A 14,404-nucleotide genomic window follows, 5' to 3' on the forward strand; every position below is an offset into this window, starting at 1 on the left:
AAGCGGTCCGGAATCGGACGCTTCGGCCCCCCGCCGCCGGATGGGCCGCACGACCCTCCTGATCGCGGGCGCGGCCGTCCTCGGCGTCCTCGCCGGGACGGTCACCGGCTACGCGGTGCAGTACCACCGCGAGCCCACCCCGCTGCCGCCGCTGGCCCAGCAGGAGATGGCCGCGCCGAAGCCGGCGGCCGTGAACGACGCGACGAGCCGGCGCTCCATCAACGCCAACCGCTGGCACAAGGCGGACGAGGACCTCGCCAAGAAGCTGGTCGAGGTGCCCGGCGGCACGAAGGACAGCTTCTCGGGTCCGGTGTCCCCGGACGCGTTCTCCGCGCTCTACTTCGTCGACCCCGCCGACGGGCTCGGCCCGATCGGCCGCCATGTCAAGAGCATCGCCAATGTGCGGTGGTCCAAGGGCGACAGGGACTTCATCGACATCCACCTGCTCCAGTACCGCGAGCGGAACGGAGCCGAGGACTTCTACGCGGGCATGGTGCAGTACATGCCCACCAAGAAGTACGCGGGCAACGACGGCAAGGACTTCCCGGGCGTTCCGGCGGACTTCGGCCACATGTGGATCGACTCCGAAGCGGACGAGAAGCCGGGCTACCACCCGGTGCGCCAGGGCCGTGCCGTGGTCCGCCGCGGCGACATCGTGATGGTCGTCGAGTGGGCGAACAACCGTGGCGACGTCGACGAGGAGGCCCTCGTCGAGCTGGCCAAGCGACAGATGGAGCGGCTGTGAGCGAGCAGCAGAACGTGACCGCCGCCGACGCGGGGGACCGGGACGGGCAGGAGCCCGCGGTCACCGCCGCGCCCGTGCGCACGGGGAACCGCAGGACGCTGAAGCTGGTGTCGGCGGCCGCGGGTGTCGTCGTACTGGCGGGCGCCGGCCTGTGGGGCGCCTCCGCGCTGTCGGGCGCGGACCGGAGCGCGCCGACGCGGTACTGGATGGCCGAGGACCACACGACGAAGGGCACGCAGCCCCCGGTGCCGTCCGTGCCGCCCAACGAGCTGACGGCCAAGCTGCTGCCGCTGCCCAAGGAGTACTGGCTCGGCCCCGACCTCGACCCCGAGGGCAACGACTACTACGTCCCGAGCGAGAAGGCGCTGCAGAGCTTCAAGGACGGCCGCACCGGGCTCTCCGGCAGCCAGCGCGCCGAGCGGGACAAGGCGCTGGCGGACCTGAAGCTCAAGGGCCTGGCGGGGCGCAGCTACGCCAGGCAGGAGGGCTACGGCTCCGCCGTCGCCGAGATCCGGCTCATGCAGGCCGATCCGCAGCAGGTCGCCAAGTTCGCCGAGTTCTCCAAGAAGCTCATCGAGCTCACCGAGGCGGGCGACGGGGCGCCTCAGGTGGAGGGCCATCCGCAGGCCAAGTGCGGGCTGTCCCCGCTGAGCGGAGGGGAGGACGACAAGAAGAAGATCGACGTCCTCGACTGCGTGGCCGTGGAGGGGGACGTCCTGGTCAGCTTCCGGATGTACGGGTCCACGGGCTTCGCGGTGAAGGACGCCGCGAGCCTGTTCAAGCAGCAACTCGACCACATCAAGTCCCCCGGGGAGTCCGCGTGAGCGAGCAGACCGAGACCGCCGCCGTGCCGACGCCCGAGCCCGAGCCCGCGTCCGCCACGGAGGCCGCCGAGGCTGTGGCCGAGCCCGCCGCCGAGCCCGCCGAGCCCGCCGCCGAGGCTGTGGCCGAGCCCGCTGCGGAGGCCCCGGAGGCCGTGCCGGCCGCGCCCAAGGACCGGCGGGTGCTGTTCGCCGCCCTGCGCTGGACCGCCGCCGTCGCCGTCTTCGCCACCGTCGGCGCGGGGGTCGCGTACGGGATCACCCAGCCCGACCGCACCGACGTCCCCGGCCTGTCCACCGAGGACGACGGCCGCTGGACCTTCCCCACGCTGTCCCGGCCCGCGCTGCCCGCCGGCGCCCCGGTGCCCCAGGGCCCGGACAACAAGGACGGCACGCACTACGCCCAGCTCAGCGGCCTGCTGCTGCCCGCTCCCACGGGCGCCAAGGCCGACGACGCGGTCAAGGCGGACAAGGACGGGGCGGTGTCGCCCGACACCTTCCTGGCGGAGTACACGCCCGACACCCGCGAGAAGCTGAAGCAGTCCCTCGAATGGGACGGGCTGCGGCAGATCGTCGGCCGGGGCTGGACGACGGCCGACGGCACGCGCACGCACGTGTACCTGCTGCGCTTCCACTCGGCGGGCTTCGTGGACGCGTTCAAGGGCTGCGACACCAACGCGCGGTTCGACGGCGTCTCGGCCCTCGACCTGGACGACGTGTGGAGCAAGGCCAAGAACACCCAGATGAACAGCACCACGCTGGACTTCCCGGGGGCGGCCAACTTCGACGGCACCGAGCTCAGCGTGTACCAGGAGGTGAAGCCCTTCCTCGGCGACGAGCAGAGCAAGATCGGCTGCCTCCGGACGGGTGACGTCCTCGGCATGGTCATCCAGACCCGCAAGGGCGAAGTGGCCCCCGTCCCCTTCCACCAGACGGTGATCCTGCAGAGCCAGCTGCTGAGCTGACGGCCGGGCCGGCCGCCGGGGCAGACCGGTACGGCCCACCTCGCACCGTGCGCCGGTCCCCGGGCCAGTAGGCTTGGGGACCGGCCCCGTACAGCCCCGAAACGATTCCGAGGAGCACCCCGTGCTTGAGGCAGTCTTCACCTCCCTGCTGGTCCTGGTCTGCGTCGGCGTGATGGCCTTCACCGGCCTGGCCGTCAAGAAGCTGTACCAGGGTCAGCGCTGAGCGTCGGCTCGGCAGACCGCCCCGGAACCCCTCCCACAGATCGCCTGAGCAGCCATTCATGATCCAGATCCCGTCCGACCTGAACCCGGGCCTCGTCCCCCTCGCCTTCCTCCTCGGCACCTGGGAGGGCGCGGGCGTCTTCGACTTCCCCGGTGAGGAGAAGTGCAACTTCGGCCAGGAGGTCGTCTTCAGCCACGACGGCCGGGACTTCCTGGAGTACACCTCCCACAGCTGGGTCCTCGACGCCGAGGGCAACAAGGTCCGTCCGCTGGAGTCCGAGTCCGGTTACTGGCGCATCGACAAGGACCGCAAGGTCGAGATCGTCATGGTCCGCGACCAGGGCGTCGTCGAGGTCTGGTACGGCGAGCTCGCCGACCAGAAGCCGCAGATCGACCTGGTCACCGACGCGGTCGCCCGGACCGCGGCCTCCGGCCCGTACAGCGGCGGCAAGCGGCTCTACGGCTACGTGAAGAGCGACCTCATGTGGGTCGGCGAGAAGGCCACCCCGGACGTCGAGCTGCGTCCGTACATGTCGGCCCAGCTGAAGAAGGTCGTCACGCCCGAGGAGGTCGCCGAGATGGCGCGCAACCTCCCGGACATGCCGGACGACGGCATCGCCTTCTTCCGCTGAGCGCACCGGCGCGCTGGGCGCGGCGTCCACAGGCTGTGCACGAAAGGGGACCGCGGGCTCGACCGCGGTCCCCTTCGCACACATACACTGGCGGAGTGGTGAGCACCGAGAGCACCGAAGGAACACCCGGCACCGACTGGAAGAGCGACCTGCGGCAGCGCGGATACCGGCTGACACCGCAGCGCCAGCTCGTGCTGGAAGCGGTCGACGCCCTGGAGCACGCGACTCCGGACGAGATCCTCGTCGAGGTGCGCAAGACCGCCTCCGGGGTCAACATCTCCACGGTCTACCGCACCCTGGAGCTCCTGGAGGAGCTCAAGCTGGTCTCGCACGCCCACCTCGGGCACGGGGCCCCCACCTACCACCTCGCCGACCGGCACCACCACATCCACCTGGTCTGCCGCGACTGCGGCGACGTCATCGAGGCGGATGTGGACATCGCCGGCGAGTTCACGGCGAAGCTCCGCGCCACCTTCGGTTTCGAGACCGACATGAAGCACTTCGCGATCTTCGGCCTGTGCAAGAAGTGCGCGGCCGAACAGCGTGCCGCCCAGGCGTAGCAGGGTCGTACGCTTGGTCCCATGACCAGCAGCCCCTTGCTCCATCTCCCCGGCGCCGTGCAGGCCGAAGGCCGCGACGAGGGCGTCGCCGCCCACTACGGCGAGCTGTACGGCGAACAGCGCGCCCTCGCGGACGGGCGCGGCTTCGTCGACCTCTCGCACCGCGGGGTCGTCACCGTCACCGGTCCGGAGCGGCTGAGCTGGCTGCACCTGCTGATCACCCAGCACGTGACCGAGCTGCCGGCCGGGCAGGCCACCGAGGCGCTGATCCTCTCCGCGAACGGCCACATCGAGCACGCGCTCTACCTCGTCGACGACGGCGAGACCACGTGGGCGCACGTGGAGCCGGGCACCCAGGGCGAGCTGATCGCCTACCTGGAATCCATGAAGTTCTTCTACCGCGCCGAAGTCGCCGACCGCACCGAGGAGTTCGCGGTCGTGCACCTGCCGGCCGGCTCCATCGCCGAGGTCGCCAAGGAACACGTCGTACGGGAGACCGCGCACGGCCGTGACGTCTTCCTGCCCCGCGCCGAGCTGGAGTCCTTCGCCGCCTCGCACGGCCCGGCCGCCGGCCTCCTCGCCTACGAGGCCCTGCGCGTCGAGGCGCACCGGCCGCGGCTCGGCCAGGAGACCGACCACCGGACCATCCCGCACGAGCTGGGCTGGATCGGCACCGCCGTGCACCTGCAGAAGGGCTGCTACCGCGGCCAGGAGACGGTGGCCCGCGTCCACAACCTGGGCAAGCCCCCGCGCCGCCTGGTCTTCCTGCACCTGGACGGCTCCGAGGTGGTCCTCCCGGCCCACGGCGCACCGGTCCGGCTCGCCGCCGACGGGGAGGAGGGCCGCCAGCTGGGCTTCGTGACCACCGCCGTCCGCCACCACGAGCTGGGCCCGATCGCCCTCGCGCTGGTCAAGCGGAACGTGCCCGTCGATGCGCCGCTGCTGGTCGGGAAGACCGCCGCCGCTCAGGAGGTCGTCGTGGCCCCCTGAGGGGCCCAAGCCCCATGGGGGACCCCGGGGATCAGACGTCGATGACGATGGTGAACGGGCCGTGGTTGGTCAGCGAGACCCGCATGTCCGCGCCGAACCGGCCCGTCGCCACCGTCGCGCCCAGCGCGCGCAGCTGCGCCACGACCTCGTCGACCAGCGGCTCGGCCACCGGGCCCGGCGCCGCCGCGTTCCACGTGGGGCGGCGGCCCTTGCGGGCGTCGCCGTAGAGCGTGAACTGGGAGATCACCAGCAGCGGCGCGTTCACGTCGCTGCAGGACTTCTCCGCCTCCAGGATCCGCACCGACCACAGCTTGCGGGCCAGTACGGCCGCCTTCTCCGGCGTGTCGTCGTGGGTCACCCCCACCAGCACGCACAGTCCTTCGCCGACGATCTCGCCCACGGTCTCGCCGCCCACGACGACGCTCGCGCCGTCCACCCTCTGCACCACTGCTCGCATACCACCTGTGTACCAGCAGTGCACCCGTCCGGGGCCGATCGGGTGGAGTGGGACTGCATCGGGGCCACGGAGAGTGGCACCATGCACGCAGGCGGTGCGGGTGCGCCGCACCGGTCGAGGGGACGGACTCGTTCGTATGAATACTTCTGGTACCTCCGTACCTGCTTCACCCGCTTCCATCGCAGCTGCCGCGGTACGACCGCCCGCGCAGCGCACGGCCGAGACGCAGGGCACGCCGACCCCGACCACCGCGCTCGGGCTGCCGGAACTGCGCGCGCTGCGCCGTGACGCGCAGCGCGACGAGGCCGATCTGAGCTATGTGCGCAGACTGCTCCAGGGCCGCATCGACATCCTGCGCGCCGAGCTCGCCCGCCGCAGCGACCCCGAGCTCGCCCGCCGGACGGACCCCGAGGCGCCGGTGGTGGACCGGCTCTCGGTGATCCTCGCCGACGCCCCCTCCAGCCGCAGCGCCTCCGCCCGGCACGTCACGCTCGGCACCCCGCACAGCGAGGAGTACCGGCTGCTGGCGGCGGAGATGCTGGCCGACGTGGAGCTCTCGGACCTGGGCGCCCGGACCGACGACGAGCTGCACGACGGGATGGGGAAGCTGGTGCGGTACGAGCAGCAGGTCTCGCGGCGCCGGCAGCAGCTCCAGCGCACGGTGGACGACTGCAGTGTGGAGATCACCCGGCGCTACCGGGAGGGAGAGGCGCAGGTGGACGACCTGCTGGCGTAGGAAATTCGGGCGACTGGCGGCGGTCGGGCGATTAGCGTGGCCCGCTATGAGTGCTGACGTCCGGCCGATCGCCGCATCCGAGCTGCCCGAATGGCTGCGAACCGTGAACACCGGGTTCCTGACCGCGGCCCGAGTGACCGACTCGGACGTGGCCATGCGGGCCAAGTACAACGATCTCGCCCGCACCCAGGGGGCGTTCGACAGCGACACCGGGCGTTGCGTGGCGGCCTTCCGCTCCTTCGAGCAGGAGCTGACGGTGCCCGGCGGGGCCGCCGTCACGTCCACCGCGATCTCCAACGTGGGCGTGCTGCCCACCCACCGCCGCCAGGGCCTGCTGACCCGGATGATGGCCGCCGAATTCGCCGCGGCCGGGGCGCGCGGCGACGCGCTGGCGACGCTGGTCGCCGCCGAGTACCCGATCTACGGGCGGTACGGCTTCGGGCCCGCCACCTCCCTCGCCGAATGGGAGATCGACGTACCGCGCACCGGTCTGGACCCGCGGCTGTCGGTGCCCGCGGACGGCGGGCGGATCGACCTCGTGGACGAGGCCGAGGTCCGGCAGATCGGCCCGGAGCTGCACGAGCGGCTGCGGGCGCGCACCCCCGGCATGATCGACCGCGGCGAGCGCTGGTGGCGCATGACGACCGGCCTGGAGCAGGTCTCGTGGCGCCAGTACCAGGAGAAGTTCTTCGCGGTCTACCGCACGGCGGAGGGGGAGCCGGCCGGACTGGTCACGTACCGGGCCGACGACCACTGGACGGACGCGAAGGTCCCGCAGAACACCGTGCAGGTCCACAACCTGCTGGCGCTCACCCCGCAGGCGGAGCGGGCGCTGTGGCATTTCCTGTGCTCGATCGACTGGGTGCTGAAGGTCCGCACCGGCTACCGGGCCCCCGACGACCTCGTCCCGCAGCTGCTGCCCGACCCGCGGTCCGCCCGGATCGTCACCTGCGCGGACTTCCTGTGGGTGCGGGTGCTGGACGTCGTACGGGCGCTGAGCGCGCGGACGTACGAGGTGCCCGGAGAGCTCGTACTGGAGGTCACCGACGCGTCGGGGCCGGCGGCCGGCCGCTACCGGCTGGACGCGGGCACCGGCGCGTGCGAGCGGACCGAGGCGGCGGCGGACCTGCGGCTGGACGTGTCCGCACTGGGCTCGCTCTACCTCGGCGACGAGTCCGCGGTGCGGCTGGCGGCGCTCGGGCGGATCACGGAGGAGCGGCCGGGCGCGGTCGCGCTCGCGGACGCGGTGTTCCGGACGGCGCGCCGCCCGTGGTGCCCGGACATCTTCTGAGCCGTACCGTTCCCCGTGATCGGAAAACTGAGGACTGAGGTACGTGACGTCACTTGTGGAATCGCTGCGCGCCGCCGGCTGCGTCTTCGCCGAGGAGGAGGCGGAGCTGCTGACCGGGGCGGCCCGGGACGACGGGCACCTGGCGGAGCTGCTGGCCCGCCGGGTGGGCGGCGAACCGCTGGAACACGTGGTGGGCTGGGCGGAGTTCTGCGGTCTGCGCGTGGAGGTGGGCGCGGGGGCGTTCGTACCGCGCCGGCGCACCGAGTTCCTGGTCGGGGAGGCGGTGGCGCTGGCCCGGCCCGGTGCGGTGGTGCTGGACCTGTGCTGCGGGGTGGGCGCCCTGGGCGCGGCGGTGGCTTCGCAGCTGCCGGGCGGCGCTGAGCTGCACGCGGCGGACATCGACCCGGCGGCGCTGGCGTACGCGCGGCGCAACGTGGCCCCGTACGGCGGCCGGGTGTGGGAGGGCGACCTGTACGGCGCGCTCCCGGAGTCGCTGAAGGGCCGGGTGGACGTGCTGGTGGTCAACGCCCCGTACGTGCCGACGGACGAGATCGGCCTGATGCCGTCGGAGGCGCGGGAGCACGAGCCGCTGGTCTCCCTGGACGGCGGCCGCGACGGCCTGGACATCCACCGGCGGGTGGCGGCGGGCGCCCTGCCCTGGCTGGCCCCGGGCGGCCACCTGCTGATCGAGACGAGCGCCCGGCAGTCCCCGTCGACGGCCTCGGCCCTGGCCTCGGCGGGCCTCGCGGTCCGCGCGGTCACCTCGGAGGAGCTGTACGCCACGGTGGTGATCGGCACGGCCTGAGGGTGTCGCGGGCCCGTCGAAAAGAACTTTCGCGGGCCTGTCACATCGGTGCGGTGCGGCGGGTCAGAGGAGTGAAGCAGGCGGGAAACCGACCGGAGCGCGTCCGCACCGGCGCCCGCCTGAGGGGAGCTCGGATGTCCACCACCGCCGTTGTTTTCGCCCTGGTCGGCGCGTTCATGGTCGCCTTCTCGGCCGCCTCGGTCTTCTTCAAGGCCACGTGGGTCGTGGAGCCGATGGTGGAGTACGGCGTCCCTCGCTCGTGGTGGAACCTGCTCGGCGCCGCCAAGGCGGCCGGGGCGGCGGGCCTGGTGGCCGGGGTGTTCGTACCGGCCCTCGGCATCGCCGCCGCGATCGGCATCGCCCTGTACTTCACCGGGGCCGTGATCACGGTGCTGCGGGCGAAGTCGTACGCCCACGTCGCCTTCCCGCTGATCTACGCGGCCCCCGCGGTCGTCGCCCTGACACTCGGCTTCAACGGCTGAGCGGCCCCGCGGCGGGGGTGGCGGCGGTGGCGGCGGCGGAGGGACGGTGCGTGGGAGATGTTGCAAGCAGTGTGCTTGCAATAGTTAGCGCGATGGGGCAGGATCGCAGCATGGCATCGCTCAACGTCGGAAACCTCGGCGAGTACCTCCGTGAGCAGCGTCGGCAGGCCCAGCTTTCGCTGCGGCAGCTGGCCGAGGCGGCGGGGGTGTCGAATCCGTACCTGAGCCAGATCGAGCGCGGGCTGCGCAAGCCGAGCGCGGACATCCTCCAGCAGCTGGCCAAGGCGCTGCGGATCTCCGCGGAGACGCTGTACGTGCAGGCCGGGATCCTGGATGAGCGGGACCCGGACGAGGTGGAGACGCGAGCCGTCATCCTCGCCGACCCGAGCATCAACGAGCGGCAGAAGCAGGTGCTGCTCCAGATCTACGAGTCGTTCCGCAAGGAGAACGCGCTCGACGTGCCTGCCGCACCCGCCGCACCCGCCGAACCCGCCGACGAGATGCCGTCGAAGACGAACCGAAGTTGATCCGGGAGGACCAGCACATGGCCATCGCCGATGACCTGAAGAAGACCCTCACCGACCCCACCCCCCTCTACTTCGCCGCCGGCACGGCCGATCTCGCCGTGCAGCAGGCCAAGAAGGTGCCCGAGCTGATCGAGCAGCTGCGCGCCGAGGCCCCCGCGCGCATCGAGGCCGTGAAGAACACGGACCCGAAGGCCGTGCAGGAGGCGCTCACCGCCAAGGTCGCCGAGGTGTTCGGCGCGATCGACCCGAAGAAGCTCGGGGAGACCGCCCAGGACCTGGCGCTGCGCGGTGTCGGCGTGGCCGCGGAGTACGCGGTGCGCGCCAAGGAGACGTACGACAAGGTCGCCGAGCACGGCGAGCAGGCCGTGCGGACCTGGCGGGGCGAGTTCTCCGAGGAGATCGTCGACATCGCCGTGGCCGTCGAGCCCCAGCCGGAGGCGGCGGCCGAGCCGGCCGCCTCGTCGCCGTCCGGGACCGAGCCGGTGGCCGGGGCCGCCGACGAGGAGAAGCCGGCCGCGAAGAAGTCCACCGCGCGCAGGGGCTCGGCCAAGAAGGCCGCCGTCACGGCGGACGACGCGAGCTGAACCGGAACCGCATGAGCGACGACGGGCCGGGCACCCTTCAGGGGCCCGGCCCGTTGAAGTTCATGAGGGCGCCCGGGCCGGTAGCGTGGAGTCGGGCGGCATCGGAAGTGCGAAGCAGAGGCATGAGAAGGCGGTCGAAGCGATGTTGATGGACGGGTTCGATCGGGGCGTGCTCCCGCTGTTCGGGTACGCCATGCTGCTGCTTGCCGTCGCGGCCTTCGTGATAGCGCTGCTGGCGCGCGAGGACGCGTACCGGGCGGCCGACAAGCAGACCAAGACCTTCTGGCTGGTCATCCTCGGCATCACCGTCCTGGTGGACGCCTTGCTGGGGATGCTCTTCCTGCAGATCGCCGGTCTGGTCGCGACCATCGTGTTCTTCGTCGACGTACGCCCCGCGCTCAAGCAGGTCTCGGGCGGCGGTCGCGGCGGCCGGCGCGGCGGCAGCAGCAGTGACGGGCCGTACGGGCCCTACAACGGCGGGCGCTAGCGCCCCGGCCGTGCTCCCGTTCCCCGTGCCGCCGGCGGTCAGCCCTCGGCGCGGGAGAGCAGGACCACGGCCACGTCGTCGGTGAGCTCGCCGCCGTTGAGGCGCCGGGCCTCGGTGACGGAGGCCTCCAGCAGGCCCTCGCCGCTCAGCCCGCGGTCCAGGTGGCGGTTGATCATGTCGATCATGCCGTCCTGGCCCAGCCGCTCCTTGCCCTCGCCGATCCTGCCCTCGATGAGGCCGTCGGTGTAGAGCATCAGGCTCCAGGTGCCGCCCAGCTCGACCTGGCGGCGCGGCCAGCGGGCCTTGGGCAGCAGGCCGAGGGCCGGGCCGCTGTTCTCGTACGGGAGCAGTCGCGCGCGGCGGCCCGGCCGGGAGATCAGCGGGGCCGGGTGGCCGGCCAGGCACAGGCCCGCGCGGCGGCCGTCCGGGGCGATGTCGACGGTGCAGAGCGTCGCGAAGATCTCCTCGTGCGGCCGCTCCACCTCCAGGACCTCCTGGAGGGTGGCCAGCAGGTCGTCGCCGCACAGGCCGGCCAGCGTCAGGGCGCGCCACGCGATGCGGAGCTCGACGCCGAGGGCGGCCTCGTCGGGGCCGTGGCCGCAGACGTCCCCGATCATGGCGTGGACGGTGCCGTCGGGGGTGCGGACGGTGTCGTAGAAGTCGCCGCCGAGGAGGGCCCGGCTGCGGCCGGGGCGGTAGCGGGCGGCGAAGCGGAGGTCGGAGCCCTCCAGAAGCGGCGTGGGGAGCAGTCCGCGTTCCAGGCGGGCGTTCTCCTGGGCGCGCAGTTTCGATTCTGCAAGTTTGTACTGGGCGATGTCGGCCCGTTTTCTCTCCACGGCGTAGCGGATGGCGCGGCTCAGCAGCCGGCCGTCCAGCTCGTCCCGGAAGAGGAAGTCCTGGGCACCGACGCGGACGGCCTCGGCGGCGCGCTCGGCGTCGTCCTCGCCGGTGAGGACGAGGACGGCGTGCCGGGGCGCGATGCGCAGCACCTGGCGCAGGGCGGCGAGCTGGTCCACGGCGGTGGCCGTGCCGGCGCCGGCGGCCGCGGCTCCCGGTACGGCCGGTACGGCCGCTACAGCCGGTACTCCGGCCATGCGGGCGCTGGCGTCCGGGAGGGACAGGTCGAGGAGGATGCAGTGCACGTCGGGGGTGAGCAGCCGCTCGGCCTCGGTGAGGTTGCGGGCGGTGCGGAGCCGGATGCGGTGGCCGTCGGCGTCGAGGATCTCGGGGACGGTGAGACCGCCGGCCGGGTCGTCCTCGATGACCAGGAGGGTCAGCGGGATCGTGTGAGGGGTCGCCTGCGGAGTTGCTTGCGGGGTCGCCTGCGGAGTCGCTTGCGCGACGGCGGTGGCAGTGCCAGTGGCGGCGGGCGGTGCGGCAGTGTGCAGAACGGCCTGACCGCCCTCCGTGGCCGGGGTGTCCCTCTGCCGCGGTACGGGTACGGACATCGTCTCCGGTTCCTTCCCTCCCCCCGAGGGTGCGCTCGTCCGCAGACCCTAGCGGTCCCGGCCCGGCGAGCGGAATGCCGTTCTGCGTCGGGGCCTCCGGCATATGCCGTTATCGCGGGGGAAAAACGGCCTCACTGATGACAAAGGTCACGGTGGGGCCGCTGTCCGTCCCGTCTAGCGAGACGTCTTCCCCGCCTCCGTGGTTGCCTCGGCGCGCATATCCAGCCCGTCCGGCGTTTGAGGACCGGGGTCCGGGGCGGAGCCCCGGTCTCCCGGCCCGGCCGCACGAGCGTCGCCGGGGCCGGCGAGAACAGTCCGGCTCCCCGCCAGGGGCTACGCGTCGGGGCGGACCACTGCCTTGATCGGCATGGAGCCCGCGCCCGCCATCGTCACGTTGCGGCCGGGGCGCGGGGCGTGGACCATCGCGCCGTCGCCGACGTACATGCCGACGTGGGTCGCGTCGTCGAAGTAGATGATCAGGTCGCCCGGGCGCATGTCCTTGAGCGCGACCTTCGGCAGCAGCCGCAGCTGCTCCTGCGAGGTGCGCGGGATGCCCCGGCCCGCCGCCAGCCAGGCCTGCGAGGTCAGCCCGGAGCAGTCGAACGAGCTCGGGCCCTCGGCGCCCCACTCGTACGGCTTGCCCATCTGCGCGGTGGCGAACTGCACGGCCCGCTTGCCGGCGTCCGTCGCCTTGCCGTTGACGTCCTTCATCGCGCCCGTCGACAGCCACGCCGTCTGCGCCTTGTACTGGGCTTCCTGCTCCAGCTGGATCAGCCGGGCCTTCTCCTCGGCCTCCAGCTTGCTCTCCAGCTCCTCCGCCGCCTTGATCTTCTCCTGGATCTGCTTCTTCGAGTCCTCCTGCTTGATCCGGTTGGCCTCCAGCGTCTTCCAGCGGTCACTCGCCTCCTGGGCGTACCGCTGCAACTCGCTCTGGGTCCGGCTCAGTTCGGAGAGGAGATCCGAGGCGGCCTTTTCGCCCTGGCGCAGCCGGCCCGCCCCGTCGAGGAACTGGCCCGGGCTGTCGCTCAGGGCCAGCTGCGCGCCCGGCGGCAGGCCGCCCGAACGGTACTGGGCGCGGGCGGCCGCGCCCGCACGGCTCTTGAGGGTGGTGATCCGCTCCTGGCCGGCGACGACCAGGTTGGCGATCTCGACGATCTTTTCCGACTGGGCCTTGGTCTCGGCCTCGGCGAGGTTGTAGGCGTCCGTGGCGGTGCCCGCCTGCCGGTACAGCTCGTCGATTTCCTTGCGGACCTGTTCGAGGGACTTGCCGCCCGGTCCGGGCAGCGGAGCGGCGGGATCCCGGGGCGAGGCCGGTGGGGTGGGTGCGGTGGGCGCGCCAGGCGTGGCGGGAGCGCTCGGCGCCGCGTACGCCATGCCCGTCGCGAGACCGGGCGCCGTCAGTATCGCCATCGCGCACAACAGCACGAGCGAGCTTGCGCCTCGTCGTCGCTTTACGGTCCCCATGGTCCCCCCAGGCACCCGTGTCAGACCTCGTATCAGATCTGACTATTCATCAGTAACTTCCCACTGCCATCGGGATGGTGCCACGAGTCGATGAATTCCGACACCCTTGTGGATGTCTTTCCGATCTTGTCCGCCCCAACGGACGCCGTGCCCCTGCCCCTCACGGATCAACGCCCCACCCGCACCCCCGGTTCCCCACCCGTATCCCCGGTTCCTCACCCCGTGCCCCCGGCTCCCCACCGGCACCGCTGTCACCCCACCGGGCGCAACGCCTCCCAGCGCACCGTCAGTTCCCCCTGCCGCCACCGCCCCGGCCCGTCCGCGAGCGGCCAGTCGACGGCCAGCGCCCGCGCCGTGCGGATCCAGCGCTGCCGCGCCCCGTACGAGGCGTACGGGGCCGCCGCCGCCCACGCCCGGTCGAAGTCGCGCAGGAACGCGTGCACCGGCTCGCCCGGCACGTTCCGGTGGATCAGCGCCTTCGGCAGCCGCTCCGCCAGGTCCGAGGGGCGCTCCAGGGAGCCCAGCCGGGTCGCGAACGTCACCGTGCGCGCCCCCTCCGGACCGAGTGCGACCCACACGTGCCGCCGCCCGATCTCGTCGCAGGTCCCCTCCACCAGCAGCCCGTCCGGCGCCAGCCGCGCGCACAGCCGCGCCCACACCTCCGCGACCTGCTCCTCGTCGTACTGGCGCAGCACGTTCGCCGCGCGAATCAGCGCGGGACGCGCCCCGCCGTCCAGCGGCACCTCGAAGCCGCCGTGCCGGAAGCTCAGCCCCTCCCGCTCGTACGGCTTCGCCCCCGCCACCCGCGCCGGCTCGATCTCGATGCCGACCACCCGCACCCGCGGCGCCGCCTCCCGCAGCCGCGCCAGCAGCTCCACCGCCGTCCACGGCGCGGCCCCGTAGCCGAGGTCGACCGCGACCGGGGCCTCCGCGCGGCGCAGCGCGGCCCCGTGCGTGGCAGCGATCCAGCGGTCCATCCGGCGCAACCGGTTGGGATTCGTCGTCCCGCGCGTCACCGAGCCCACGGGGCGGCCAGGGGCACGACCGGGCGCGCGGCTGGTGGGCGGGGTGGTGCGGGAGGCCATGAGCCGAGGGTAAGCGGAGCGCCCGCGTCGCATGAAAATCCGGCGGTGCCCCGAGAAAAACGGGGAAACCGCAAGGAAAACCGGAGACCCCGGAATGCGGGGG

17 protein-coding genes are annotated in these 14,404 nt (G+C 72.4%); 13 read left to right on the forward strand and 4 right to left on the reverse strand.

Annotated elements, in window-relative coordinates; translation table 11 throughout:
• Positions 1-40: 40 nt before the first annotated feature.
• The 6 genes from ACFYZ4_RS12110 (at position 41) to ACFYZ4_RS12135 (ending at position 4,935) form a co-directional block, all read left to right on the forward strand.
• Positions 41-745: a hypothetical protein gene (locus ACFYZ4_RS12110; protein ID WP_384347514.1), complete on the forward strand. Its 705-nt coding sequence runs from the start codon at positions 41-43 to the stop codon at positions 743-745.
• A complete protein-coding gene (locus ACFYZ4_RS12115; RefSeq protein ID WP_351296777.1) occupies positions 742-1,569 on the forward strand; it encodes a hypothetical protein in 828 nt (275 codons plus the stop codon). Before ACFYZ4_RS12110 ends, ACFYZ4_RS12115 begins: the two co-directional genes overlap by 4 nt.
• Positions 1,566-2,531 (forward strand): hypothetical protein, encoded by a 966-nt coding sequence (locus tag ACFYZ4_RS12120; RefSeq protein ID WP_390783843.1) that lies wholly within the window; start codon positions 1,566-1,568, stop codon positions 2,529-2,531. Before ACFYZ4_RS12115 ends, ACFYZ4_RS12120 begins: the two co-directional genes overlap by 4 nt.
• Before the next feature lie 281 nt (positions 2,532-2,812).
• On the forward strand, positions 2,813-3,385 hold the full coding sequence (locus ACFYZ4_RS12125) for an FABP family protein (RefSeq protein ID WP_030157076.1): 573 nt from the start codon (positions 2,813-2,815) through the stop codon (positions 3,383-3,385).
• Positions 3,386-3,483: 98 nt separating this feature from the next.
• Positions 3,484-3,945, forward strand: a complete 462-nt coding sequence (locus ACFYZ4_RS12130) for a Fur family transcriptional regulator (protein ID WP_351296771.1) — start codon at positions 3,484-3,486, stop codon at positions 3,943-3,945.
• A 21-nt stretch (positions 3,946-3,966) separates the two neighbouring features.
• Positions 3,967-4,935, forward strand: coding sequence for a YgfZ/GcvT domain-containing protein (locus tag ACFYZ4_RS12135; protein ID WP_384347521.1), 969 nt, complete (start codon positions 3,967-3,969; stop codon positions 4,933-4,935).
• A 31-nt stretch (positions 4,936-4,966) separates the two neighbouring features.
• On the opposite strand, the gene dtd is transcribed toward ACFYZ4_RS12135, so the two are convergent.
• A complete protein-coding gene (gene dtd / locus ACFYZ4_RS12140) occupies positions 4,967-5,392 on the reverse strand; it encodes a D-aminoacyl-tRNA deacylase (protein ID WP_351296765.1) in 426 nt (141 codons plus the stop codon).
• A gap of 136 nt (positions 5,393-5,528) precedes the next feature.
• On the opposite strand from dtd, the gene ACFYZ4_RS12145 reads away from it, so the two are divergent.
• The 7 genes from ACFYZ4_RS12145 (at position 5,529) to ACFYZ4_RS12175 (ending at position 10,304) form a co-directional block, all read left to right on the forward strand.
• Positions 5,529-6,128, forward strand: a complete 600-nt coding sequence (locus tag ACFYZ4_RS12145; RefSeq protein WP_351587152.1) for an AmfC protein — start codon at positions 5,529-5,531, stop codon at positions 6,126-6,128.
• A gap of 46 nt (positions 6,129-6,174) precedes the next feature.
• On the forward strand, positions 6,175-7,419 hold the full coding sequence (locus ACFYZ4_RS12150; RefSeq protein WP_390783844.1) for a GNAT family N-acetyltransferase: 1,245 nt from the start codon (positions 6,175-6,177) through the stop codon (positions 7,417-7,419).
• 34 nt (positions 7,420-7,453) lie between these two features.
• Complete coding sequence (locus ACFYZ4_RS12155; protein ID WP_351296812.1) at positions 7,454-8,224, forward strand: putative protein N(5)-glutamine methyltransferase; 771 nt, start codon at positions 7,454-7,456, stop codon at positions 8,222-8,224.
• Between the two features lie 134 nt (positions 8,225-8,358).
• Positions 8,359-8,706, forward strand: coding sequence for a DoxX family protein (locus ACFYZ4_RS12160; RefSeq protein WP_390783845.1), 348 nt, complete (start codon positions 8,359-8,361; stop codon positions 8,704-8,706).
• Between the two features lie 110 nt (positions 8,707-8,816).
• Complete coding sequence (locus ACFYZ4_RS12165; protein ID WP_351296753.1) at positions 8,817-9,233, forward strand: helix-turn-helix transcriptional regulator; 417 nt, start codon at positions 8,817-8,819, stop codon at positions 9,231-9,233.
• A 17-nt stretch (positions 9,234-9,250) separates the two neighbouring features.
• The gene (locus ACFYZ4_RS12170; RefSeq protein ID WP_351296750.1) at positions 9,251-9,817 is read left to right on the forward strand and encodes a hypothetical protein; all 567 of its coding nucleotides are present in this window, start codon (positions 9,251-9,253) and stop codon (positions 9,815-9,817) included.
• Between the two features lie 142 nt (positions 9,818-9,959).
• Positions 9,960-10,304 carry a DUF2516 family protein gene (locus ACFYZ4_RS12175; RefSeq protein ID WP_390783846.1) on the forward strand — a complete coding sequence of 115 codons (345 nt, stop codon included), beginning with the start codon at positions 9,960-9,962 and terminating at the stop codon, positions 10,302-10,304.
• A gap of 38 nt (positions 10,305-10,342) precedes the next feature.
• Here ACFYZ4_RS12175 and ACFYZ4_RS12180 read toward each other — a convergent pair whose 3' ends face one another.
• From ACFYZ4_RS12180 to ACFYZ4_RS12190, 3 genes are all read right to left on the reverse strand, one after another.
• The gene (locus ACFYZ4_RS12180) at positions 10,343-11,752 is read right to left on the reverse strand and encodes a PP2C family protein-serine/threonine phosphatase (RefSeq protein ID WP_384347534.1); all 1,410 of its coding nucleotides are present in this window, start codon (positions 11,750-11,752) and stop codon (positions 10,343-10,345) included.
• A 333-nt stretch (positions 11,753-12,085) separates the two neighbouring features.
• A complete protein-coding gene (locus ACFYZ4_RS12185; protein WP_390783847.1) occupies positions 12,086-13,216 on the reverse strand; it encodes an NlpC/P60 family protein in 1,131 nt (376 codons plus the stop codon).
• Positions 13,217-13,467: 251 nt separating this feature from the next.
• Complete coding sequence (locus ACFYZ4_RS12190) at positions 13,468-14,301, reverse strand: class I SAM-dependent methyltransferase (RefSeq protein WP_384347540.1); 834 nt, start codon at positions 14,299-14,301, stop codon at positions 13,468-13,470.
• Positions 14,302-14,404 lie beyond the last annotated feature (103 nt).

This window comes from Streptomyces sp. NPDC001513, assembly GCF_042894695.1.
Classification (GTDB): domain Bacteria; phylum Actinomycetota; class Actinomycetes; order Streptomycetales; family Streptomycetaceae; genus Streptomyces.

Bases quoted from the DNA above. Each gene is read 5' to 3' on its own strand.
- ACFYZ4_RS12110 (WP_384347514.1), top strand. From the start codon at position 41: ATGGGCCGCACGACCCTCCTGATCGCGGGCGCGGCCGTCCTCGGCGTC.
- ACFYZ4_RS12125 (WP_030157076.1), top strand. From the start codon at position 2,813: ATGATCCAGATCCCGTCCGACCTGAACCCGGGCCTCGTCCCCCTCGCC.
- ACFYZ4_RS12135 (WP_384347521.1), top strand. From the start codon at position 3,967: ATGACCAGCAGCCCCTTGCTCCATCTCCCCGGCGCCGTGCAGGCCGAA.
- dtd (WP_351296765.1), bottom strand. From the start codon at position 5,392: ATGCGAGCAGTGGTGCAGAGGGTGGACGGCGCGAGCGTCGTCGTGGGC.
- ACFYZ4_RS12145 (WP_351587152.1), top strand. From the start codon at position 5,529: ATGAATACTTCTGGTACCTCCGTACCTGCTTCACCCGCTTCCATCGCA.
- ACFYZ4_RS12150 (WP_390783844.1), top strand. From the start codon at position 6,175: ATGAGTGCTGACGTCCGGCCGATCGCCGCATCCGAGCTGCCCGAATGG.
- ACFYZ4_RS12160 (WP_390783845.1), top strand. From the start codon at position 8,359: ATGTCCACCACCGCCGTTGTTTTCGCCCTGGTCGGCGCGTTCATGGTC.
- ACFYZ4_RS12165 (WP_351296753.1), top strand. From the start codon at position 8,817: ATGGCATCGCTCAACGTCGGAAACCTCGGCGAGTACCTCCGTGAGCAG.
- ACFYZ4_RS12170 (WP_351296750.1), top strand. From the start codon at position 9,251: ATGGCCATCGCCGATGACCTGAAGAAGACCCTCACCGACCCCACCCCC.
- ACFYZ4_RS12175 (WP_390783846.1), top strand. From the start codon at position 9,960: ATGTTGATGGACGGGTTCGATCGGGGCGTGCTCCCGCTGTTCGGGTAC.
- ACFYZ4_RS12180 (WP_384347534.1), bottom strand. From the start codon at position 11,752: ATGTCCGTACCCGTACCGCGGCAGAGGGACACCCCGGCCACGGAGGGC.
- ACFYZ4_RS12185 (WP_390783847.1), bottom strand. From the start codon at position 13,216: ATGGGGACCGTAAAGCGACGACGAGGCGCAAGCTCGCTCGTGCTGTTG.
- ACFYZ4_RS12190 (WP_384347540.1), bottom strand. From the start codon at position 14,301: ATGGCCTCCCGCACCACCCCGCCCACCAGCCGCGCGCCCGGTCGTGCC.